Consider the following 22752-nt stretch of genomic DNA (forward strand, 5'->3'; position numbering starts at 1 on the left):
AGGCGAGGATCACCTGCCTCAGGTTGAAGAACAGGAAGCAACCGGGGTGCAAACTTAACAATAAGAGGATTGAGCACGATGGAGCAAGTTACTTCATTCGGTAATGCAATCAACAATACAGGCGACAGTATAAATACCGCGATGCAGGCCAACTTCATGGAGGGCTTTACTGAGTACCTGACAACGGCAATTCGGGGAATGGTATCAGGCCAGGGAGACAGCTCATCGCTGAGCCCGACAGATATGGCTGATGTGGTGGCGGAGGCTGCCCGAAAGTCAGGCGCAGATCCTGAGGTTGTCAGCCAACTTAAGAGCCTGGCAACGGATCCTGAGATCTTGTCTGCGCTGACGGCTTTTGATCAGGGGCTGGAGGGTACAGCTGATATGGCTGATGTCGGTGCATCTGGTGAGCTGCTTCCTGATTTTGAGTCGGCGATGCCGAATCCAAATCCAGGTCCTACCATTGATCCCGGCCTGAACGGCAACGTCAAGACCCTCAACCAATACAGCGATTATATCTCCGGAGCAGGCTCGACCTTCGGAGGAACTATGGTTGGGCTGCCTTCCGATCTGAATGATGGCGCTTCCATTGTACTCAATGGAATGCTGCTGAAGCACGATAACCTGGTCAATGAACTGGACGGGCACCTGAAGAAGTACCCTACGTCAGTAACGGCTCATAATTTGCTGAAAAACGCTGTCAACGAAAGTACCGAGTTAAATAGCAGTCGTCTTTCAGCCCGAGGTGTATTAAACAACATCGGTACCGGTACCACGGTTGCCGGCTCCTTGTTCAGCGTGGTGCATGGCGGCATTAATATTGCGGCCGGGGCAGATATGGGAAAGGACCTGCGTATTGCCGGTGGGACGATCGGCATGGCAAAGGGGCTTTACTCCTTAACCAACGTTGTTGCGACTCAGGTTGCTAAGCGAGCAGGAGGAGGGACGGCGAAAAATGTAGCGACCTTCCTGAGTAAGACCATGGTGGCGAAGGAAGTGGCAGACGTGGGACTGGATGCTGCTTCTGGTCTGACTAAAGCCGGTGTCGGTTTTGCTATTGGTGTTGGTAGTGCGTTGGCTATCGGTATGGGGGCTGTCAGTATTGCAAAGAATGCGATGGTCGCCGATGAGGCACGTCGTGGCGGGAATCATGGCCGTGCCGCGATGTATGGTGTGATGGCCGCGCTCGACGGCGTTGGCATGGTCCTCGATGTCGTTAGCTTGGTGTGTGATTTTATCCCTGTGATCGGTAACTTGGCCTCCTTGGTGTTGGATGTTGTTAATTTCGGTTTGAGTCTGATTAACACCGTGTTGGGATTCTTTGCGGACATGGTCGATACCCGTACGCCAGAGGAGAAACTGCAAGCGGACTTCGACAGCTATCTGGACTCCGATGCCTTCAAGGAGTTTATGACCAAGCAAGGTGAGTTCTACAAAGAAAAAGGCTACGACATCTTTAAGTATATGGTGGATGCCGAATCGGCTGGTCTCGGAGAGGAAGGTGTTGATGGTTCAAGCATCTGGAAGGAAGAGACACGTGCGCTGACTGATCAGGCTAAGAAAAACCTGGAAGATCAACAACTGAGAATAGCCTTGATTGATGGCTCGAGCATTGGTCGTACCTTAAATGGCCGGGAAAATGACGATTACCTGGATGGGCGCAGTGGCAATGACATCATCAATGGGCATGGCGGCAATGATATCCTGATGGGTGGAGCCGGGAATGATGAGCTTAATGGTGGCGACGGTAACGACAACTCCAATGGTGGCAGCGGTGACGATACGATCAACGGCGGAGAGGGTAACGATACTGGACGCGGTGGTCTTGGTGCTGATGTGATCAATATGGGACCAGGTGATGACGATGTCATCGGGTTGCTGGGTAGCGATAGTATCGATGGTGGTGATGATACAGATACTTTGTATACGGAAGATTTGTTCAAGAACCTTGAGTCCCGCGAGCTGAATCCGGATTGGAAGTCTTCTCAGGATCAGCTTGCCGAAAAGGTGGCAAATCAATCCAACTGGTCGGCCTATGCGCCGGACCATGAGCCCGCAATTGGCTATAACGTTGATCTACAGGCCGGAACAGCGTCGGGAAATCCGAATCAACAAGCGATCAGTGCGTTGGATGCCGGGCTGTATAACACTTCTGTCTTTGCGAAGAAGGATGGTGCCTGGAATGATTATCACCGTGATTTTTCCAGCCACTATCTACTGGACAGCCTGCCAGATATTTCTGTGATGACCCAGCTCCGGGAAAACTCGGTCGACAGCTATATCGCCTATAACCATCATGACAGCTGGAATACCTACTTATTCTCCAATAACCCAGATCCGCAGATTAAGTCCGCTTATGACAGTTTTGTGCGTCAGGCGAAAGAACAAGGGCGTGAGGTTTATCTGCTAGGGGAGGCTCTGACTAAATTTGATCCAACCTTCGGTTACATGAAAATGGAAGTGCTGACCGATGGTAAAGAGGTGATGCTTTTTGATCCTGTTATGGGTTATGTGAAGCTCGATGCATCCAATTTGCAGCAGATGTTGGGGGGCGAAGAAGGCAATTACCGTTCAGCAGCAGGGTTCTTCCTTTATTTGATGGAGAAAGTCGGCGCGAATGCAACGCTGACGGGAATGGAGAATGTCGCTGGGTCGGAGTTCGACGATGTGTTGAAGGGAGACGACAACAATAACCAGTTGTTTAGTCGAAACGGTAACGACAAGTTGTATGGCCGCGGTGGTAACGATTTGCTGGATGGCAGCGGTACCGGCAACAATACCCTCGATGGTGGTGAAGGTACTGATACTGCAAGTTATGCTGTTCATAACCAGGGAGTAACAGCGAACTTGCAAAGCGGCCAGGCTCTCAAAGGCAATAATAATACCGATACTCTGGCAGGGATTGAAAATCTGATTGGCTCTGCACATGGCGATACGTTGACAGGTAATGACTCAAACAATCAAATTTTTGCCCAGGACGGAAATGACACGGTACGCGGTGGTGGCGGCAACGATCTGATTGATGGCGGTAAAGGTGCCGATGACTTAGATGGCGGTGCCGGAGTCGATACGTTGGCCTATACGGATCGTGACGGAGTAACCGTTGATCTTGAAACCGGTGAAAACAGCGATGGTGATAGCCTTAAGGGGTTTGAAAACCTCATGGGAAGTAACGGTGCCGATACCCTCAAGGGAGATAATGAGAGCAATATTCTGTTTGGCAACGCTGGTCAGGATACCCTAGAAGGACGAGGAGGTAATGATACTCTGATTGGCGGTGATGGCGCGGATACGTTAAGAGGTGGCAGCGGCAATGATCGTATCTCGGCGGGTGAAGGGGTGGATGTTATCGATGGCGGCGAAGGCGCTGATATTCTGGACTATAGCCTGAATGGTCAAGACAGTAAGAACGCCCTATATGTCGATCTTGCAGAAGGGATCTCTTATGCCGTTAAAGATGGACAGAAAACCGTGCTAGACCGTTTCAGTCATATTGAAGGGCTGGTCGGTGGCGAGATGGAAGATACTCTCATTGGTGATGACGGCAAAAATGTGCTCTATGGCGGCAAAGGAAACGATATTCTGCGCGGTGGTGGTGATAACGATGTGCTGGTGGCGGATGGAGATGTAGATCACTTGTTTGGCGGGACCGGTAAGGATATCTACCAAATCAAAGTATCAGAGGGTGGCAGCGCGATCATTGATGACGCGGACGAAGGGAATGCCATTATTCTTGAAGGCATCAGTAAGGCCGATGTTGGTTTGAGGTTTGACGGGCAATCACACCGGATTCAGTTGTTTGACCGCCGCAATGGTCAAACGTTGGTGGAAGATGTTGCCTCCGGCGACCAATTAGCAGAGTGGGGTGGCCAAGCGTCCAGCGAACAGACGGTCGAGTTACTGAGTGGTTTCATTCGTCGCTTCTCTACAATCCGTATTGGCGATCGGGTACTTTCGAGCCAGCAAACGATTGACTGGTTGAGCAGCCAGTTGGTTGAAGCACATGCCGGGCAAGCGGATTCCACCCTTCGTGGTAACGAGCTGTCGAATATACTGACTGCTGGCGTTGCCCTGACGAGTATCAATGCCGGCGGTGGAGATGATCAGCTGCTAATTGGTGCGGGAACGCCGGAGGTTCATACTGGTAGTGGCAACGATTACGTTGATTTCAGCGGTAATACTGATCTGGCATCTGCGCCGCAGACGGGAGAGCGCTTTATCGAACTGCTAGATGATCCTAATTCACTGAACGGCTGGCAGGTTCAAAATGGTGGTAATGGTTTTGCGGTTGATGCCAACGGCCTGACATCTTCTTATGGTTGGTGTAGTCGGACTCGCCGTTTCGATATTTCTAATCTGGTTAGTGCTTATGGTAACAATGCCATCAATATCAAGGAGACTTTCCGTAAGGTCGGTTATACCGCCGATAGCTATAAGTTGACGGTTAGGCTACTGGACAGTGACGGTAATGAGTTACATCAATGGAGCACCGGGGAGCAGACGGTTACCGATGTTGCCGAGGTGAGTCACACATTGCAAAACTACAGCAGCCAGACTCACTATGTTGAAGTGACGGATGCTGGTAAAGATCAGGAATATTGGGCTGGTCAGTGGGGAGCACGTCTCGAAGGGCTGTCATTGCAATTTGATTCAGGTGCCACTAATCAGGCAAAAGTTTATATTGAAGGTTTCGATGCTATCGAAGTGGATGCAGGAGCGAACCTGGAGGTGCTTAAATCAAAGCCTGATGCAACTTTCTCCTTGGTACTCAATGCCGATCTTAACGAATGGACGCCGGGACAAGATGGCCTGTCACTGATCCATCAAGACGGCGGTCAACTGACGTTGCCGCAAAAACCAGAGAGTCTGATCTTCGAAGATAACGGACGCCGAATATTAGTTAAGGATGTGAATGCTTACTATGCGGCAAGAACAAAGGGCGAGGCGTTTACTCACCGCTGGGAACTGACGCCGGATAATAGTGCGATCCTGAACTTAGCTGGCGTCGATGCAGCATCGGTGACTGTTCATCAAGACATTGTGGAGGGTAAAAAGTATGTCCGTCTGCAGGCCGGAAGTGACGTGCTTTTCTCTGAAGCGATACCTACAACCAGTGACGGTACCTCACAAACTGCGGGTCAATACCTGTCAGGCATCCTCGCAGGAGTTCGCTTTGGTGATGTCGGGCTTCACGGCGATGATCTGGCTAACTTTATCGACCATGGTGAGTTACCTGGTAATGAAGAGGTTAGCAGTAATGCCTTGCTCTCTGAGCAGAGCGCGAGCGTAGCGAATAGCGATGCTGATAGCATTCGTCTGGCCAAACTGACTGGAGCTATGGCTGCCTTTGATAGCAGCAATGACGGGACATCGAGTGGCAACGAAGCGCTGGATGGCCGTTATATTTTGCAGCCGGAACTAACCGCTGCAGTTGTATAACTAGCCTATAGGATAATGGGGAGGCTTGCCTCCCCTGTATTTCAGCGAATGAAATTTGGTTTTCCCTCCAGATCCCTTGACTATCTCCACCGGATCGAGACAATCATCTTAAACACCGTTATCTATAGAGAATTTATGAGAATTGTTGCGGTTACAGCTTGCCCGACCGGGATTGCCCATACTTACATGGCAGCTGCAGAGCTAAAGAAGGCGGCGCAGCCATTGGGTATCCAGATCATGGTTGAAACACAAGGCGCGATGGGGATAGAAAATCAACTGAGCTTTCAGGATATTGGCCGGGCCGATGTGGTGCTGATTGCCTCCGACATCGAAATTGAACACCGTGCCCGCTTTACCGGCAGCAAGATCCACTGCGTTACCATTGAAGAAGTGCTGACCGATCCGGCGAGCGTGTTGCGCCGTTGCCAAGAACTTTGATTCAAACTCCTGACTAACAAGTTATGACTTAATCGCTATGATCGAACGTCGTATTACCTTCATTATTGGTGATGAAGGTATTCCTTCCTGGAAACTCAATCAGCTGAAAACATTGGCTGGGTACTTTCGTGCCGTGGTGGTGATGCAAAATGTCACTCGTTTGTGCCAGGCTAATGCCGAGCAGCCGGTTCGGATCATGAGTTTGGGTTGTATGCCGGGAGATTTGTGCCAGCTGGTTATTGAGGGCTCTGATGCCGAACTGGCCTACATGGTGCTAACTGACTTTGTCGCCGAGCAATTCCTGTTGGTGAAAACCAGCGGTAAGAAAAAGAACCGTAATGCCTGCAGTGTCGATAGCTGCGATAAGACCAATACGGCCTTTTATTTGCCGTTTGAACTGGTAATTTCAACTCGTGATTTGTCAGTTAAGGAGTTAGGCCTCGTACAGTCAACAGAAGCAAAAGAGATGGTTATGGCCCGTCTTTGCAGGATGCTTAATCCGGAAAATCCAGACTTGTTGCTTCAATTGATGCAAGAGCGTGAGCGCGTCTCGTCGACCTGCATGGGAAACGGGATTGCATTGCCTCATATCATGTCATCAGAAATTAAGCAGCCTGCAATGGCGTTGATTCAGTTACCACATGCCATTGAGTGGGGCTCAAATCGTGGCCCGGTGACGAGAGTGATCGCCATGGCCTTGCCTTTTCCTGCTCAGCGCCCACATATCGAGGCGTTTGCGCATTTCTCACAGGCGTTATTGGCCCCCGAGTATTGTCGTTTGCTGACGGAAAATATTCAGGCCGAGGCGTTGAAAGCACTGTTGCTGCATACCTTGTCTCGCCCGTTTACAGCGAACTGCGATACTCCGAAGGAGTAAGTCCTGTTTTGTTCTTAAATACCCGGTAGAAATAGTTCACATCCTGAAATCCGCATCGGGTCGCCACTTCGTGCAATCGGAAGGTGTATTTCTTTAGCATGAACTTGGCTCGTTCGATCCGTACCCAGGTAATGTAATCGGCCAGTCGCATGTGTCCCTGTTGACGAAACAGCCGCGAGAGGTGATTGGGGCTGATATTGAATCTTGTGGCAATGCTGTCACGGCTGATTGCCCGGTGAAAGTTTTCCTGGATGTAAATGCAGATCCCCTGATAGAGATCCTCGCTACGCTTTTTAGTTGAATTTTCCGGTACCGACAGCATGCTCTGGCAATAACTCATCAGGGCCAATAGCAGATGCTCGTCCATTGGTTGCTGGAGTGGCTCTTTGGACAGGGCATTAAGTGCCGACAGTATATGGTCAATGGCATGACCGGTACGTGTCTGGATGCTGTGCTTTTGAATATCATGAAAGTTGGTTTGATCTTTTGCCTTACTAACCAAGCTAAAACCTAGCTGGCGACGACCGAATAATAGACTCAATACTGAACAATCCGTATCCCAATTGGGCTTGTTCCAGCTGTTTGGCGGGATATAGATCGCATCACCAGCCATGATTTTGACTTCTGTGATCCCAAGTTCCGGATCTTCCAGCTCGTTAATGTACTCACCGTTGATCACCAGTTCCAGGCGCGGGAAGTTAACCTGATAGCTAAACGGAGGCGGCGTGACCTGATCCCCGGCAAACCAAATGCGGTTGAAGTGCTCCCGTTCGGAAAGCAGGGTATCGATAAGGTCATGGAATACCTTGCCCATGGTAATGGTACCTCCTGATGGGATTGGCTCAGCGAATAGGTTAGATCATTGTCGGCATTATTATTCATTGTCCGGTATAGAGTTACTACCCGGAAAATAGAATTGAATATTATCCGTGAGCTAGGTCACGTAAATTATCCGGTTGCCCTCGTTTTTATGGTTACCACTGTCTAGTGTTTCACTGTTTTTGAAGTAATCGAAATTGGCGTTTTCGTTGTGAAAAGTGGAAGAAATATGCCTTTAACCCACTAATTAATAACAAATATCATGCTATTTCCATTTGTGTTGAACTGAGGTAGGTGAGGTGAGGGTTAGATCACAAAATGGTTTTGATGTTACAAATATCCAGTAAATGCCTCTCTGGTACACTATAAGAGTGGAGCCGGATCGCTGAAAATATCCCCAACGGCAACACGAATGCTGAACTTAAAAGTATAAATACAGGGGGAACACTCATGATCACCAACTTGATTAATGAGCAGTTGATTTGCCTGAACCTTCAGGCGACGACCAAAGAAGAGGTTTTTGTCGAAATGATCGACTTGCTGCACAAGCAAGGCCGAGTGAACGACAAGGACCAGTTTTTAGCGGATATCCATGCTCGTGAAGAGCTGGGGAATACCGGTTTTGAAGAAGGTGTTGCGCTGCCTCATGCCAAAAGTGGTGCAGTGTCCGAACCTGCGGTAGCCATTGGTATCAGCCGCAGCGGTATTGAATACGGTGCGGAAGACGGCCTGCCATCCAAACTCTTTTTCATGATTGCCTCTCCAGACGGCGGCGCAAATCACCATATTGAAGTGCTGGCCGAATTGTCTTCGAAGCTGATTGAGGACGGTTTTATTGATGAATTTATGTCGGCGAAAAGCGCGCAGGAGGCACTTGGTCTGTTGCTGGCAAAAACAGAGCCGAGTGAAACAACACCGGTAGCTGACAAAGGGTTGCTGATTGGTGTGACTGGCTGCCCTGCAGGCGTTGCCCATACTTACCTTGCTGCGGAGGCGTTGGAAAAAGCGGCTGCCGAGCTTGGTTACGAGATGAAAGTCGAAACTAATGGCTCAATTGGTGTAAAGAACAGCCCAACAGCGGAAGAAATCGAGCGCGCAGAAGCGATTATCGTCAGCTGCGACAAGCAGGTAGATATGAGCCGGTTCGCTGGCAAAAAGCTGGTTAAAACCGGAGTGAAAGCGCCGATCAAAGATGGCAAGGGGCTCATCAACCAGGCTCTGCAGGCTGCGACTTACCAAGTGTTTGGCGACGATGCGCCTGCACAGACTGAGAGTAAAGTCTCTCAGGCCCGCTCAGATCTATACCGCTATCTGATGAACGGCGTATCGCACATGATCCCGTTCGTGGTTACCGGTGGTCTGCTTATTGCCTTGGCGTTGGCCTTGGGCGGGCAGCCATCTGAAGCGGGAATGGCTATTCCTGAAGGCAGCATGTGGCAGAAAGTGCTCGATGTCGGTGTGGTGGCCTTTACGCTGATGATCCCTATCCTGGCCGGCTATATTGCCTATGCGATTGCCGACCGACCTGCACTGGCACCGGGCCTGATTGGTGGCTGGATTGCCAATAACGGTTCGTTCTACGGTGCCGAAGCGGGTACCGGATTTATCGGTGCGATAGTCGCTGGTCTGCTGGTGGGCTACTTTGTTAAGTGGCTGGTGAGTATCAACTATCACAAGTTTATCCAGCCTTTGGTGCCAATCATGATTGCGCCGATTGCAGGTAGCCTGTTTATCTCCAGCTTGTTTATCTTTGTTATCGGCGCCCCGATTGCCAGCTTGATGGATGGTCTGAACGCCATGCTAACCAGCATGAGCACAGGTAACGTGGTTCTGCTGGGTATCGTACTGGGTGGTATGGCCGGTTTTGATATGGGCGGTCCGTTTAACAAGGTGGCCTTCCTGTTCTCGGTCGGCATGATTGCCAGCGGCCAAACACAATTCATGGGTGCGATGGCGTGTGCTATCCCGGTTGCACCGTTGGGTATGGGTCTGGCAACTATTATTGGCCGTAAGCTTAACCTGTTCGAAGAGTCTGAGCTTGAAGCCGGTAAAGCGGCAAGTGCCATGGGCTTGGTAGGTATCTCCGAAGGTGCAATTCCGTTTGCTGCACAAGACCCGATGTCTGTGATCCCGGCCAACGTACTGGGCTCGATGGTAGCTGCAGTAATGGCATTCTCTTTCGGTATTACCAACAGTGTGGCGCACGGTGGTCCGGTTGTGGCCCTGCTGGGTGCGATGAATAAACCGCTAATGGCCATCGTATGTATGATTGCGGGCTCTGTGGTAACGGCACTGGTAGCAATTTCTCTGAAGAAAATGCGTCAGGCCAAAGCGCAGGCAGCTCTGGCCTAAGTCAAGATTCGCTTAAGTCAATAAAGAGCAAACCATAAAAGTGTAATAAGAGCATGCCAGTACACTGAGTGAACTGTACTTAACCCCCACGCTGGCATGTATGCTCCCTTCTTTCCTCTCTTAATGGGGCAAGAAGGGCGTTTTTTATCTGGTAATTTACTCGGTATGAGTGCTCAACAATTGACAGACAAATCCCATTTCAAAATCATCAGATTCTGCTAGAATTTCGCGTTGCTTAATAGCGCTGTAGAATAGCGACTGATACTGATCCCATGAGTAATTGTACTGATGAAATCAGTATTTAACGTAAGGTAAAACAATGACCGTTTCCACATCTCCTTGTTTTTTCCGCATGCACAATGTTATCCAAGATTATGCATGGGGAAGCACGACATCCATTGAATCCCTGTTTGGGATTGCCAATCCTGAGGGTAATCCACAGGCAGAAATCTGGATGGGTGCCCATCCAAACGGTTGTTCCCAGATAGACGTTGAGGGTGAGATTACCCGCCTTGCCGATTTTATCGCAGCAGATAAAGCCGCGACTATTGGCGTGGAGACCGATAACCAGTTTGGTGAGCTGCCGTACCTGTTTAAGGTGCTGGCTGCCGAGAAAGCGCTGTCGATCCAGGTTCACCCAAGCAAGGCACAAGCCGAGGTCGGTTTTGCCAAAGAGCAAGACGCAGGCATCCCCCTGAGCGCAGGTCACCGTAATTACAAAGATCCTAACCACAAACCTGAGCTGGTCTATGCGCTAACTCCTTATCAGGCAATGAATGGCTTCCGCGAGATTGGTCAGATTGTTAGCCTGTTCCGTTGTCTGGAAATTGCTGACTTGCACGAGTTGGTTGTTGCACTGGAAGAAAACCAGAATGAAACAGGTTTGCGCCAGTTCTTCGAGGCAATGCTCTCGCTTCAGGGGGAAGTGAAAGAAACTGCTTTAGCCGGGCTTCTGGCATACGCCGAGCAGCATAAAGACGATGAACTGTTTGCTTTAATCTTGGAACTTGCCGGGCAGTACCCGGGCGATATCGGCCTGTTCTCGCCGCTAATGCTCAATGTATTGACCCTGCAACCGGGTGAGGCTATGTTCCTGCATGCCTGTACGCCGCATGCTTATATCAATGGCACGGGCCTGGAGATCATGGCGAACTCCGACAACGTATTGCGAGCAGGGCTAACCCCTAAGCACATCGACATTGCCGAGTTAGTGGCAAGTACGCGTTTCGTACCGATGCTGGAAGATAAACTGTTGCTCGCTCCGGACGTATCGGAAGGTGGTTTGCATTACCCGATCCCGGTTCCTGATTTTAAATTCAGTGTTTATCACAGCCAGCAGGATATTGCGTTGACAACTACCAGCGCTGAAATACTGTTCGCGATTGATGGGGCGGTAACTGTTACACATGCAAGCGGTGAGACTCTGACTTTCGAGAAAGGGGAGTCTGTGTTTATTCCGGCGAATGCTCAGGGTTATACAGTGCATTCAACGGGACGATTTGCCCGTGCTTACAATTGATTTTTAGAAGATATTACTCTTAATAATCGATTGTTTTTTATATAGAAACCGATTCAAAGCCAGTCAAAGTGACTGGCTTTCTTTAGCTTGTCGTTCAGGTGTTTCTTACTGACTTATCCATACCGATACGGACCCACCGTTGACTGGGAAATACGCCCAGCCATCGCTATTGGTCCAGACACTTTCCGTTCTGTTCGAAAGGTGATCTTTGAATTCGGTACTTGGCTTGCCGGCATACATCCACTTGCCGCCCCCTGCTGCATCCGTCATGATAACTGCCATCGATTTAGGATGTTCAGCATCGCCTTCACGGGTCCAGCCAATGATGTTTGGATCATCCATGTAGCTATGTTGTTTGCCGTACGCATAATTCTTCCTGGCCGTGATGAGCTCTTTTAAGTGACGTACCGGGGCCATATTAATGTCGTGTCCCTTGTCGGAGTATTGCGCACCGTAATAATCGGCGTAGAAGACATTCGGGTATCCTTCCTCCCTTAGCAGGATGAAGGCGTAGGCTAATGGTTTGAACCACCAGTCAACCGGTGACTCTAGTGCTTGTAGTGGCTGGGTATCATGGTTTTCTACAATTGTGACAGCTTTGACGGGGTTGTCTTTCATCAGGGTGCCATCCATCAGGCGTCTCATATCGTAGTGACCACCAGAACGTGACGCCTGATAAAAGTTCATGTGTAATGGTGCATCAAATAACGACATCGTGCCCTGGGTTTTACTGATGAAGTTGTGCAGGTTGTTGACGTCATAGTTCCAATATTCACCGACGGTGAACAACTCTTTACCCGTCTTGCCTCTGAGGTATTGGATCCACTCCTGTAGATACTGATATTTAATGTGCTTCACGGCATCTAGTCTAAAGCCGTCGACGCCCGTCGTAGTGAGATACCACTCTCCCCAGTCTTTAAGCTCTTGTTTTACTTCTGGATGGTCCATATCTAAATCAGCATACATGAGGTAATCATAATTGCCTTTTTCGGAACTGACATCCCAGTCCCATGCCTTGCCGATGCCTTTAAATTTGAAGATGGCTTTCTCTTTACCGGCATCATCCCAGTCTACGCCGTCAAAGTGATACCAGGTCCAGTGGAAACTTGAGTATTTGTCGTTTCTTCCCGGGAAGGTAAAGTCGACCCAGGCCTCGATCCATTTATCGCCTAGCTCTTTGTTTCTGTCATCCCAGTCGACCCTGACGGTATCAACCCAAAGCTTTTTGTCTGCGCCACCACGGTGGTTGAAAACAACGTCACCATAGATTTGAACATTGTTTTTGTGTGCTTCGTTAATTGCAGCAAGGTATTGTGCCTTGGTGCCGTACTTGGTGCGTACCGACCCTTTTTGGTCGAACTCTCCAAGGTCATACATATCGTAGACCCCGTAGCCAACATCATTACTACCGCCTGCGCCTTTGTATGCCGGTGGGAGCCAAAGTGAAGTAATACCATTTTCAGAGAGTGAAGCGGCATTGTCTTTAACCTCGTTCCACAAGCTACCGTCATTGCTGTTGTACCAATGGAAGTACTGCATCATGGTGCCATTTTGTGATGCACAGGCGTCATGGATATTAAGCGATAACAGTAGAGTGACGGATAGGGTGAGGCCGTGTTTTATTTTAAAGCATGTCATGTTCTATACCTTTGTTTTTTATTATTAAGGCGCTTTATAAGTCATTGTTTTTTTCTTTCATATATCGCCGTGGGAAATGCTTGATAGATCAAACATTCGGTGAGGGGATTGAAAGCAAGTTTTTGATCTTAGTGCAAATTTTGACCAATGTGCGGTAGGGCTACGGAATGTGATGTCAGTGTGAAATATAGTCATTTGCACACTTGCCGTGGACAGGCTTTGAGCGTCTATCTGGGATGTTGCTAAAATTCATTTCAAATAGATCTTGATCACACTTTTAAGCTCGTATATAGTTATTGTGTAATTTAATTACGGAATTGAGTTACATAATCGAACTGTTAAGAAAGAATGCCAATCAGTTTGAACTATTAGTTACAGATTAATACTAGGAGCTTAAAATGAAAAAACTACGTAACTTCATGTCACTGTTTTCAACTCAGCTTAACTTTGACCGTAGCCAGTTTGCGGTTCGTGCGAACAGTACATTTCAGCAATAGTATCCCGTTGTATTTCTACTGTTTCTGATTGAACACAGAAATAGTAAGCCGTCAGGTCAGTGAAAACTTGATTCAGTAAATGCCCAGCATAGAAGTGGGGGATTTATGATCAAGGTTTTCATAGACTTGATGAAAAAGCGTTCTTTCCCCTATCTCAATTTCTCCTTTATCTGATCCCAGATAATCTATCCCCAGCTTCTGTTGATAACTCACGAAAGCCACGAGTTTCGGGTCGGTATAACTTTTACCGCTCAAAGTCTAAGTGGATAACGTTATGCCTTTAATAGGCTATGTTTGACCTAAGATAAGAGGTCGTTATTCATGGTCTATCGCATATTGGCTGATCTGGTTGTTATCTTTCATCTCGTATTTATCGTCTTCGCGTTATTGGGTGGGTTGCTGGTGATCTGGCGAGGCTACCTGTTACTTTTTCATATTCCTGCCGCGCTGTGGGTTGCAGTGATCAGCTTCAAAGGGTGGATTTGCCCATTAACGCCGTTGGAAAACCGGTTAAGGCACTTAGCTGGTGGCGAGGGATATTCTGGAGGCTTTGTCGAACATTATTTGATCCCCATTATCTACCCGGTCGGGCTGCGTATTGATGTTCAGGTTGTACTGGGTGTTGTGGCTGTCGGGATCAATATTGCAATCTACTTGCTCGTCTATTATTGCTATATGAACAGGCGAGCAGGGTAGGGGAATGAAAAGTATATTGGTAACCGTTGTGGTGCTCTATGCACTTTTCGCTCTCACTTTCTGTTCCCTGCAACGGAAATTTCTGTATTTTCCTCAGCCTGCCAGCAATGTATATGGTGAGATGAATGTCAGCTTTGTCGTAGATGGGGTACAACTCAGTGGCTGGGCGTTAAACAAGGGGCAACCGAAGGCGTTAATCTATTATGGCGGCAATGCCGAAAGCATAGAAGCGAACATCCCCTTCTTCGAGGCAGTGGTGCCCGACTATACCGTTTACCTTATCCCCTATCGAGGCTACGGCAGCAATGCAGGAAATCCTACTGAGCAGGTGCTATACAGTGATGCTGTTCATATTTATAAGACAATAAAGAGTCAGCATGATTCGATATCCCTGATGGGACGAAGTCTTGGTTCCGGTGTGGCGACTTATGTGGCGGCAAACCGGAACGTGGATACGCTTATTTTGGTGACCCCGTTCGACAGTATTGAGAATGTGGCAAAGGATATTTACTGGATGTTTCCTGTCTCTCTGATGCTCAAGGATACATTTCGTTCAGCGGATCGGGTTAAGGATATAACTGCCCAAACCTACATTTTCATAGCCGAAAATGATCGGGTGATCCCGCGAGCCAGAACCGACCAGCTAATCGCTCACTTTGGCGATCAGCTGGTGGAGGTAGTTATTGTGGACAATGCAGGCCACAACACAATTTCTCAGTTCCCTGATTATGTATCAGGGCTTAAGCGGGCGCTGGACTAGCATTCGGCTTTTTCTGGAGCTTCGGTGTCAGGTGCAGCCTTTTCCGGTGTCACAACAAGAAACTGCTTTAGCAACTGTTCGCACTGACTTTGGCTCAAGTAACCCGGAACAGGGTAGGTACCATGGGCTTCAGCCAGTGCCCGTTGACTGATAAGTGTTATATCTTCGGCTTTTAATTCAGGAAATCCATTCGAAATGTTGAGTTTTTTATTGAGCTCAACCACCGCTTCAATGAACTCACTGCCGCTGCTTAGGCCAATGACATTCGCCAACTCTTCCAAGCGCACCTTACAGTATGGGTGCAGCAAGCGTAGTACTTCGGGCAGTAGGATCGCGTTCGCCTGTCCGTGCGGGATATGGTACATACCGCCGAGCTGGTGGGCGATAGCGTGAACATAGCCAACAAATGCGCGGGTAAAGGCGCAGCCAGCCTCATAAGATGCCATCGCCATTTGCTCTCGCGCTTCGAGATCTTGGCCATTGCTATAGGCTTTCGGTAGGAATTCGAAGATTTTCTCTATAGCCTGCTTGGCATATTTGTCACTCAGTGGCGTGTTATACGTACCGATGAATGCTTCTACTGCGTGGGTGAGTGCATCCATACCGGTTGCTGCTGTCATATCTTGCGGTAGCCCAATCATCAGCTTGGGATCGATGATCGCATAATCAGGCAGCAAGGCAGGATCGACGATCGCAAACTTTTGCCGTGCTGCCGGATCGGAAATAACTGCAGCGACAGTGGCTTCCGAGCCGGTACCGGCCGTGGTTGGAATCGCAAGAAATGGCGGTAGTTTTCTTCTGATTTTGAGTTTTCCGGCCATGGTTCTCACTGGCCTGTCTCTGACCACTTTAGCTCCGATCACTTTGGCGCAATCGATGGGTGATCCACCGCCGAGGGCGATAATTGAATCGCAGTGAAATTGCTTATAGAAATCGGCACCGGTTGCCACTGTTGCGATTGTCGGGTCGGGCATCACTTGGTTGAAGATAGCGTAGTCGATGCCATGTTCATCCAGTGAATCGCAAAGTGCAGGAATGATGGCTGCAGAACTGCTCCTGCCGGTAACAATCATGGCCTTCTTCGCCCCGGCCGATGCCATCAGTTCGCCCGCTTTTTCGAGGCTGTTTATCCCAGCCTCAAGATGAGGGAAGGGGATGGTAACGAGTTTGTTGAGCTGTTTGTTGACGCTTACCATTGCTTTATATATCAACATATCAAAATCCTTTTAAACAGACGTTTGAATTATAGGGAGTAAGCATATCTTTGTATTGGAGCTGGTTCATATAATTGAGCAATGGCAATAACGAAAGTCACCTGGGGTCGATACAGTGCCAGAGGAACTGGCATTTATAATGAACATTGGCTGGCACTCATAAAAGCGTGATTAAGCGCGCTGATTTTTATGCTGAATTGTTATATAAGGTTTTGAAAGTAGAGTGTTTTTAAAATCAGTTAGTTTAGGCGTTATTTATAATGAAGTGTACAAGCTGCAAAGTCGGTGTTTTATCTCCAAGCTTTATTGATGATTTATTCCGTGCTCATACCTGCACGCATTGTGGCGGTAACTGGGTACTTGTTGAAGACTACGTGTCTTGGAAGGAAAACAACCCCGAGTTTAAATTCTCTGACAGTGTTACTTGTGAAGCCGAGGATACCGAGTCTGCGTTGCTTTGCCCGCAGTCGGGTAAAATTATGCGTAAGTTCCGTATCACATCGGAGAGTGCTCACCGCCTGGATTATAGCGCCAGTGTTGGCGGTGTATGGCTGGACAAAGGTGAGTGGGACCTGATGAAAAAGAGTGGACTTGCCGGCTCATTGAATGCCGTGCTGACTGCTCAGTGGCAGAAAAACATCCGGATGAACACGGCTAAAGACAATTTTGCCGATCTGTATGCTGACAAGTTTGGCAAGGAATCTTATGAGAAGGTGAAAGAGATCCGCCAATGGCTCAGTGAGCAACCGAACAAGGCCGATCTGAGAGCCTATCTTTTGGCAGAAGACCCGTATTCGGCTGAGCGGTAACCTCGAGAAATATCTGTCTTGAACAGTTCTTTAATGAAACCACATAGGGCAGTTGTACTATTATGTGGTTTCATTCCTTTCTAAAAGGCATTCTATGATTTTAATTACAGGCGCAAGTAGCGGCTTGGGAGCGGCATTGGCTCAGCTGTATAGTGCTGAAGGAACCCCGCTGGTACTGACTGGCCGTAATGAGCAGCGACTCTCCTCCGTGGTTGACAATTTGCCGGGGCCAGTGCAGGCGACACCGGTTGATCTTACCGCTTCGGAAAAAGTGGCTGAGTTATTCGACTCACTGGATCAAGTGCCAGATACCGTTATTCACTGCGCAGGCAGCGGGTATTTTGGCCCGATTGAAGAGCAGAACCCAAGTGAAATCAACAAATTGATTGAGAATAACGTCACGTCTTCGATTTTCTTGCTGCGTGAGTTGGTTGCACGCTATCGTGACCATAAGGTTAATGTGGTGGTGGTGATGTCGACGGCAGCGCAGCTTGCCAAGGCAGGAGAGTCCACCTATTGCGCGGCTAAGTGGGCTGTACGCGGGCTCGTTGAATCGGTACGCCTTGAGCTGAAGGGAAGCCCGATGAAGCTGGTTGCGGTATATCCCGGTGGTATGGCGACAGATTTTTGGAAAACCAGTGGCAAAGCGCTTGATACATCCTCATTTATGACGGCGGAAGAAGCCGCGAAAATGCTCAAACAAGCGCTAGTCGCCACAGAGCATGGCTTTGTTTCGGATATTACGATCAATCGGCACTAGTTAGTGCGTTGATTTTAAGGTTATTTGCTGTTGTTGCACTGAGTCTCAATGATAGTTTTTGGGAGTAAGATCAAAATATCGCTGTACAAAAAATAAACAACTGGTATTATCTTGGCCAGTTCTACAGAGAGTTATTGAATGCAACATCAAGTACAAGTTAAACCTTCAGCTACTTATACGCTAGCGTATAGTACCTATGTGTTTCCTTATATTTCTCGTAACATTAGATAATTCAATAGATTAGCATATCGCTTTTCGCGATTAATTCATGAATATATAAGGGGCATCATATGTCTAATTCAGCTACTGGTATCGTAAAATGGTTCAACGAAGAGAAAGGTTTTGGTTTCATCACGCAAGATAATGGTGGTGCCGATGTTTTTGTTCACTTCCGAGCAATCGCTTCTGAAGGTTTTAAAACACTGGCTGAAGGCCAGAAAGTTTCTTTTGACATTGAGCAAGGCCAGAAAGGTCTTCAAGCTGCAAATGTTGTAGCGCTATAAGTCTGAAAGTAAAGACAATAAAAGGTCGCCATTGGCGGCCTTTTCTGTTTTCTTCCAGTTTAGTCCTCTGTTCTCAAATCAATTTCACGCCTGATAATCTCCAGTCCAGTTTTTAGCTGGTTCCGGCTGGTAGGCCCGGTCAGCGAAATCCGTATCGCCGCTGGGGGCGGGTATCGACCGACTGTAAACATTTCGGCCTCGCGCACGTGAACGCCTTTGTCCTGAAGCCGATGGCTGAAACGGTAGCCGGTTAGAGGCTCGGGCAAGGGAATCCAGCTGTTGAAGCCCGGTACGACATTGTTACTGTGCTGAGGGAAGTACTGGTTCAGCAATCGGTGCCGGGCATTGAGTTCGAGGGCGATTTCCTTGTCGACGTGCTCCATAGCGCCATTGGTTAGCCATCGGCATACCAGATCAATCATGAGCGGACTGATATGCATACAATTTGCCCGCAGTGCTTTTTGCATTTCTCCTCGTAAAGAGAGTGGCACGATAAGGTAGCCGACGCGCAAACCGCCTGCGAAGTATTTGGAAAAGCTTCCGACATATAACGTGATATCAGGAGCGATGGCTACAAGTGGTGTTTTACGGTGGCTTGGCGGGCAGTAAAGGACATCATCTTCGATGATCAGAACATGGTGGCGGCGACAGATTTCAATGATTTTCAAGCGACGGCTGTCACTCGTCTGTATCCCTGTCGGGTTTTGAACCGCGGGGGTCAGGTAGAGCAGCCGAGGCTTGTGGCGTTTGCAGTGAAGTTCCAAATCTTCAGGAATGATCCCCATTTCATCAAACTGTACCGGCACGAGCTTGCGCTCGGATTGCTGGCAGGTATGGACGAATTCGGCGTAACACAACCCTTCGACCAATATGGTTTCTTTTGGGCGCGTTAATGCGTGAACAATAATCGCTAAGCTATGTTGCCCGCCGTATGTCCAGATCAGACGACGATTATCAATATCACATTGTAGGCGTTTTGTGAGCCATTGCTGCAAGGTGTGGTTATGCCCCTGCAATCCTTCGGTACTGTAATAATCCAGAACGGCTTTTTGTGCCGTCGGTTCATCGGACAAATCTTGTAAAATAGCGGAAAGATGCTGTTGCTGGCTTAATAGCAGTGGTCGGCAAATAGCGAGATCAATGCCTTCCCGGGTTGTGATCGGATGGTAGAAGGTATCCTGTTCTGCTTGCCGGTCTTTGACATAGGTACCGCTGCCAACCTTGGGCTCTATCAGTCCTCGTCGCTCAAGTTCTTGATAGGCACGAGTGATTGTCCCTACCGTAACACCCAGTCGATATGAAAGAATTCGCTGAGGCGGAAGCTTGGTGTTTGCCTTTATCTCATTGCTTTCTATCGCTTCGGCAAATGCATCGGCCAGTGCAATGAACTTGGGGCCGAGACGGCCTGAGAGATCGGGAATGAACATTGTCACCTTCTCAAGGGGGACATTTACTTGTTGAATACAGAATAGATAAGGGAGAAAGAGAAGGAAATAAAAGAATTGTCATGGTGACGCATAAACAATAGGTATTAACGCGATTCTCTCGTTACGCTGAGTTCATTGAGTGACACAGTGTGAAGGAAAGTAAGATGGATACTGTTTGGGAGTTGCTGCCAGCAATGAGTTTGTTTGCGTTTGTTACCGCGATGACACCGGGTCCGAATAATTTTTTGCTGGCAAGCTCAGGGGCGCAGTTTGGTGTTCGTCGGTCCGTGAGGCACTTGGTTGGTATTCGATTTGGTATCGTCTTCTTATTGTTGTTCTGTGCCGGAGGGGTGGCAATTGCACTTGAACAGCATCCGACGTTATATCGTGCGTTACGCTATCTGGGGTTGGGATATATGTTATGGTTGGTAGCAAAATTGATCGTACTCAACAGCATGGCTAACAACCAAGAAGGGGGACGTCCTCTGTCTTTCCTGCAGGCAATGTTTTTCCAGCTTGGCAATATTAAAGCGTGGATGGCTTGCTTGGCACTGGTAACGAGCTATAGCTTACCCGGAGATTACTGGCTGTCTGTTCTTGCGATTATTGTTGTGTTTACGGTATTTGGCTTTTTTGCCAATAGCTGTTGGACATTGCTCGGGCGCTGGATAAAAACGCATTTAGACACCCCTGGAAAACAACGTGTTTTCAACCTTGGCATCGGTTTGCTGACGATTGTTTCGCTTGCTCCGGCCTTTACGGCTGGTATATAGAGTGGTTAATGACTGTCTAAATTTGCGATAACTGTTTGAACGTTCGACAGTTGGAAAATATATGCAAAATTAGACCTTTACAAGCTTAAGTTAGCCCCGTATTATTCGCGCACTTACGGAGAGATGGCTGAGTGGTTGAAAGCACCGGTCTTGAAAACCGGCATACGTTTGTAGCGTATCTAGGGTTCAAATCCCTATCTCTCCGCCATATTCAAAAAAGCCAGCTTAATTGCTGGCTTTTTTACATCTGTGGCTTGGCAACGAATGAGATAGGGTGAAGAAGCCTAGATGGGGGTTCACCTGAGCGAAGCGAAAGCACATCGGCTCCGCCGATAGCCCGAAGGGCGCGAGCTTGCGAGCAGTAAATCCCTATCTCTCCGCCACATTAGAAGGCCCAGCAGAAATGCTGGGCTTTCGTCGTTTAGGGTGTTAAATTTTGATAGGGATTTGAAAATCCCCCTATACCTAGAGCGCTCCGCCGCATTCAAGAAAACCGCTGAACTATCAGCGGTTTTTTTATACCCAGAATCTAGGGGGCAGCCGAGCGAAGCGAGACAACGTTGCTAGCCGAAGGCGTTTTAGAGTGACGGCCCGTAGGGCGAAGTAAATCCGGGCCGACTATTCTAGCCCGGGGATAACGCTTAATAATATAACATTAAAGCTATTTAAAATTACTTTGGTATGGGCCGAGACTGGCAGCTTCGCCACTTTCATTAATAAAGCGGCCAGATGCTTCAGATCCAATCGCTTGGCCTAAACTTGGGGCATCCATACCACCAAATAACCACTTGATTTCACCATCGTTATGGGAGGCGGCTGCCCAGCCTTGCAGATTAAGTGTTGAATTGACGCTAACCTGTCCAATTCTAATCCACTCTGAGCCATTAATTGAATAGCTGGCGACGCCCCGTTTCCCATCACTCTGAATATCTAACCTTAACCAGATTGGTGTATTGTTGCTAACAACTGATTTGCCATTGACTCCATGAGGTATCATCGCATCAATTTTGTGGCTATTGTCTCCATCATTTCCCCGGTACTGGATACGGATTTTATTATCCCCTGTTTGGAAAACCGCTATATAGGCTGAGTCATCGGCAATGCTGCTCCGAGCCATAAGGCCACCTTTAATAAAGTTGTTTACATGGGATTGTGGATTCGCAGTAAAGGCCGTCAGTACATTGTTCGATGTGTTGTCGAACTCATCATACTGAAAATAGAAGCTATCCTTACTATTCCAGATATCCCCCGAATTAACGTTAATTGCAAATAACTGCCCTGGCTCCGTTAGGTCAGAATCCAATGAGGCATCAATTCCGGTAAATGGATAGCCGGTTTCAGGCAGGTCTGTTCGTGCCCACTTATCAGTAAAGGTGTTAACCTTATCTGTGCCCAAGTGATTGGCATTGCTACTCCAACCACGACTCCAGCGGCTTTGGGAGTTTAAGCCGTAGGCTCGACTGATAAAACCTGCATTAAATACATCCTGAGCCAGAGTGGTGTGGCTCGAAGAGAGGTTAAACATTACCGCGTAGTTATGATTTAAAAGATCGCTTGGTTTTGTGATTTCTGGGGCTACAAAGCATAGTCGTTGGCTGGCTGTAGCGCCGTTGTCAACGTACTGGTTCAGTACCGAATTGGGGCTGGATAGGTTTCCTGTCGTGCAGCCGAAGATAAACTTTCCCTGCAAACTCTTAAGGGGTGGCCATTGGTGGCTTGCAACAGCTGCTTGAAGATTGGAGGAAGAGCCGATCAGGTCGGATGGTCCCCAGATATTGTCACGGCCCAGCGTATCACTGATTAAACGGTCAAGAGATTCTGGCGTTTGGTTTCTGTTAGAGTCAAAGTCATCCTTTAAATCCAGCCAGATAGTGATCACTTCGTGGTTCGGTACAGCCTGGTGAAATGCCTTGAGCGCATCAAGGGCATCACACAGAGTATTAACTGTTGTCCCCTGGTCAATGACGGATGCATGGTAAACATACCAGTCGCTGTTTAGCTGCGGCCAGCCAGAACCGTTGTTTCCGCTATGAATATCAATTTCCATCGATCGTATCCGCCAATAAAGCGCCTGAGTTGGATAGCCTTCTTTACGTTGATATGAGTTGTGGGAACTTTTTTGTCTGATTTGGTTATAACGAACATTTGCATCATTCATAGTACAATCCTTGTTCTCTTGGGTGATGCTCAGCCAACAATTGTCACGTTGACTGAGCGTTATTACTGGGGGG

At 48.3% G+C, this 22752-nt stretch carries 16 protein-coding genes and 1 tRNA gene; 12 read left to right on the forward strand and 5 right to left on the reverse strand.

What is annotated here, in order from left to right; genetic code table 11:
- The first annotated feature begins 78 nt into the window (after window positions 1-78).
- The 3 genes from EIZ48_RS29175 to EIZ48_RS04690 all read left to right on the forward strand — a co-directional run bounded on the left by EIZ48_RS29175 (window position 79) and on the right by EIZ48_RS04690 (window position 6754).
- Window positions 79-5439: a hypothetical protein gene (locus EIZ48_RS29175; protein WP_205298572.1), complete on the forward strand. Its 5361-nt coding sequence runs from the start codon at window positions 79-81 to the stop codon at window positions 5437-5439.
- Between the two features lie 135 nt (window positions 5440-5574).
- Window positions 5575-5877: a PTS fructose transporter subunit IIB gene (locus tag EIZ48_RS04685; RefSeq protein WP_075766716.1), complete on the forward strand. Its 303-nt coding sequence runs from the start codon at window positions 5575-5577 to the stop codon at window positions 5875-5877.
- A gap of 37 nt (window positions 5878-5914) precedes the next feature.
- Window positions 5915-6754, forward strand: a complete 840-nt coding sequence (locus EIZ48_RS04690) for a PTS sugar transporter subunit IIA (protein ID WP_160648922.1) — start codon at window positions 5915-5917, stop codon at window positions 6752-6754.
- Here EIZ48_RS04690 and EIZ48_RS04695 read toward each other — a convergent pair.
- Window positions 6723-7568 carry an AraC family transcriptional regulator gene (locus EIZ48_RS04695; protein WP_160648923.1) on the reverse strand — a complete coding sequence of 282 codons (846 nt, stop codon included), beginning with the start codon at window positions 7566-7568 and terminating at the stop codon, window positions 6723-6725. The two genes, EIZ48_RS04690 and EIZ48_RS04695, sit on opposite strands and share 32 nt — an antisense overlap.
- Window positions 7569-8023: 455 nt before the next feature.
- Here EIZ48_RS04695 and EIZ48_RS04700 point away from each other — a divergent pair, with 455 nt between their 5' ends.
- Both EIZ48_RS04700 and manA read left to right on the forward strand, forming a co-directional pair.
- On the forward strand, window positions 8024-9925 hold the full coding sequence (locus EIZ48_RS04700; protein ID WP_160648924.1) for a PTS fructose transporter subunit IIABC: 1902 nt from the start codon (window positions 8024-8026) through the stop codon (window positions 9923-9925).
- A 319-nt stretch (window positions 9926-10244) separates the two neighbouring features.
- Complete coding sequence (gene manA / locus EIZ48_RS04705; RefSeq protein ID WP_160648925.1) at window positions 10245-11444, forward strand: mannose-6-phosphate isomerase, class I; 1200 nt, start codon at window positions 10245-10247, stop codon at window positions 11442-11444.
- Window positions 11445-11549: 105 nt separating this feature from the next.
- Here manA and amyS read toward each other — a convergent pair whose 3' ends face one another.
- Window positions 11550-13082: an alpha-amylase gene (gene amyS / locus EIZ48_RS04710; protein ID WP_160648926.1), complete on the reverse strand. Its 1533-nt coding sequence runs from the start codon at window positions 13080-13082 to the stop codon at window positions 11550-11552.
- A gap of 818 nt (window positions 13083-13900) precedes the next feature.
- On the opposite strand from amyS, the gene EIZ48_RS04715 reads away from it, so the two are divergent.
- Both EIZ48_RS04715 and EIZ48_RS04720 read left to right on the forward strand, forming a co-directional pair.
- Complete coding sequence (locus EIZ48_RS04715; protein ID WP_160648927.1) at window positions 13901-14275, forward strand: DUF2784 domain-containing protein; 375 nt, start codon at window positions 13901-13903, stop codon at window positions 14273-14275.
- A 4-nt stretch (window positions 14276-14279) separates the two neighbouring features.
- Window positions 14280-15035 carry an alpha/beta hydrolase gene (locus tag EIZ48_RS04720; protein ID WP_160648928.1) on the forward strand — a complete coding sequence of 252 codons (756 nt, stop codon included), beginning with the start codon at window positions 14280-14282 and terminating at the stop codon, window positions 15033-15035.
- Here the strand turns inward: EIZ48_RS04720 and EIZ48_RS04725 are convergent.
- Complete coding sequence (locus EIZ48_RS04725; RefSeq protein ID WP_160648929.1) at window positions 15032-16249, reverse strand: iron-containing alcohol dehydrogenase; 1218 nt, start codon at window positions 16247-16249, stop codon at window positions 15032-15034. The two genes, EIZ48_RS04720 and EIZ48_RS04725, sit on opposite strands and share 4 nt — an antisense overlap.
- A gap of 260 nt (window positions 16250-16509) precedes the next feature.
- Between EIZ48_RS04725 and EIZ48_RS04730 the strand changes: the two genes are divergently transcribed.
- The 3 genes from EIZ48_RS04730 to cspE all read left to right on the forward strand — a co-directional run bounded on the left by EIZ48_RS04730 (window position 16510) and on the right by cspE (window position 18321).
- On the forward strand, window positions 16510-17058 hold the full coding sequence (locus EIZ48_RS04730) for a zf-TFIIB domain-containing protein (protein WP_160648930.1): 549 nt from the start codon (window positions 16510-16512) through the stop codon (window positions 17056-17058).
- 94 nt (window positions 17059-17152) lie between these two features.
- The gene (locus EIZ48_RS04735; RefSeq protein ID WP_160648931.1) at window positions 17153-17818 is read left to right on the forward strand and encodes an SDR family NAD(P)-dependent oxidoreductase; all 666 of its coding nucleotides are present in this window, start codon (window positions 17153-17155) and stop codon (window positions 17816-17818) included.
- 290 nt (window positions 17819-18108) lie between these two features.
- Window positions 18109-18321 (forward strand): transcription antiterminator/RNA stability regulator CspE, encoded by a 213-nt coding sequence (gene cspE, locus EIZ48_RS04740; protein WP_075766705.1) that lies wholly within the window; start codon window positions 18109-18111, stop codon window positions 18319-18321.
- Between the two features lie 59 nt (window positions 18322-18380).
- Here cspE and EIZ48_RS04745 read toward each other — a convergent pair whose 3' ends face one another.
- Window positions 18381-19748, reverse strand: coding sequence for an aminotransferase-like domain-containing protein (locus tag EIZ48_RS04745; protein ID WP_160648932.1), 1368 nt, complete (start codon window positions 19746-19748; stop codon window positions 18381-18383).
- A 164-nt stretch (window positions 19749-19912) separates the two neighbouring features.
- Here EIZ48_RS04745 and EIZ48_RS04750 point away from each other — a divergent pair, with 164 nt between their 5' ends.
- The gene (locus EIZ48_RS04750) at window positions 19913-20521 is read left to right on the forward strand and encodes a LysE family translocator (protein ID WP_160648933.1); all 609 of its coding nucleotides are present in this window, start codon (window positions 19913-19915) and stop codon (window positions 20519-20521) included.
- A 117-nt stretch (window positions 20522-20638) separates the two neighbouring features.
- Window positions 20639-20729, forward strand: a tRNA-Ser gene (locus tag EIZ48_RS04755).
- 453 nt (window positions 20730-21182) lie between these two features.
- Here the strand turns inward: EIZ48_RS04755 and EIZ48_RS04760 are convergent.
- The gene (locus EIZ48_RS04760) at window positions 21183-22679 is read right to left on the reverse strand and encodes a Ca2+-dependent phosphoinositide-specific phospholipase C (protein ID WP_160648934.1); all 1497 of its coding nucleotides are present in this window, start codon (window positions 22677-22679) and stop codon (window positions 21183-21185) included.
- Window positions 22680-22752 lie beyond the last annotated feature (73 nt).

The organism is Photobacterium alginatilyticum (genome assembly GCF_009910675.1).
Classification (GTDB): domain Bacteria; phylum Pseudomonadota; class Gammaproteobacteria; order Enterobacterales; family Vibrionaceae; genus Photobacterium; species Photobacterium alginatilyticum.

Coding starts and splice junctions, on each gene's coding strand:
- EIZ48_RS04695 (WP_160648923.1), bottom strand. CDS start 7,568: ATGGGCAAGGTATTCCATGACCTTATCGATACCCTGCTTTCCGAACGG.
- EIZ48_RS04715 (WP_160648927.1), top strand. CDS start 13,901: ATGGTCTATCGCATATTGGCTGATCTGGTTGTTATCTTTCATCTCGTA.
- cspE (WP_075766705.1), top strand. CDS start 18,109: ATGTCTAATTCAGCTACTGGTATCGTAAAATGGTTCAACGAAGAGAAA.
- EIZ48_RS04730 (WP_160648930.1), top strand. CDS start 16,510: ATGAAGTGTACAAGCTGCAAAGTCGGTGTTTTATCTCCAAGCTTTATT.
- EIZ48_RS04720 (WP_160648928.1), top strand. CDS start 14,280: ATGAAAAGTATATTGGTAACCGTTGTGGTGCTCTATGCACTTTTCGCT.
- EIZ48_RS04760 (WP_160648934.1), bottom strand. CDS start 22,679: ATGAATGATGCAAATGTTCGTTATAACCAAATCAGACAAAAAAGTTCC.
- EIZ48_RS04690 (WP_160648922.1), top strand. CDS start 5,915: ATGATCGAACGTCGTATTACCTTCATTATTGGTGATGAAGGTATTCCT.
- EIZ48_RS04725 (WP_160648929.1), bottom strand. CDS start 16,249: ATGTTGATATATAAAGCAATGGTAAGCGTCAACAAACAGCTCAACAAA.
- manA (WP_160648925.1), top strand. CDS start 10,245: ATGACCGTTTCCACATCTCCTTGTTTTTTCCGCATGCACAATGTTATC.
- EIZ48_RS04745 (WP_160648932.1), bottom strand. CDS start 19,748: ATGTTCATTCCCGATCTCTCAGGCCGTCTCGGCCCCAAGTTCATTGCA.
- EIZ48_RS04700 (WP_160648924.1), top strand. CDS start 8,024: ATGATCACCAACTTGATTAATGAGCAGTTGATTTGCCTGAACCTTCAG.
- EIZ48_RS04750 (WP_160648933.1), top strand. CDS start 19,913: ATGGATACTGTTTGGGAGTTGCTGCCAGCAATGAGTTTGTTTGCGTTT.
- EIZ48_RS04685 (WP_075766716.1), top strand. CDS start 5,575: ATGAGAATTGTTGCGGTTACAGCTTGCCCGACCGGGATTGCCCATACT.
- amyS (WP_160648926.1), bottom strand. CDS start 13,082: ATGACATGCTTTAAAATAAAACACGGCCTCACCCTATCCGTCACTCTA.
- EIZ48_RS04735 (WP_160648931.1), top strand. CDS start 17,153: ATGATTTTAATTACAGGCGCAAGTAGCGGCTTGGGAGCGGCATTGGCT.
- EIZ48_RS29175 (WP_205298572.1), top strand. CDS start 79: ATGGAGCAAGTTACTTCATTCGGTAATGCAATCAACAATACAGGCGAC.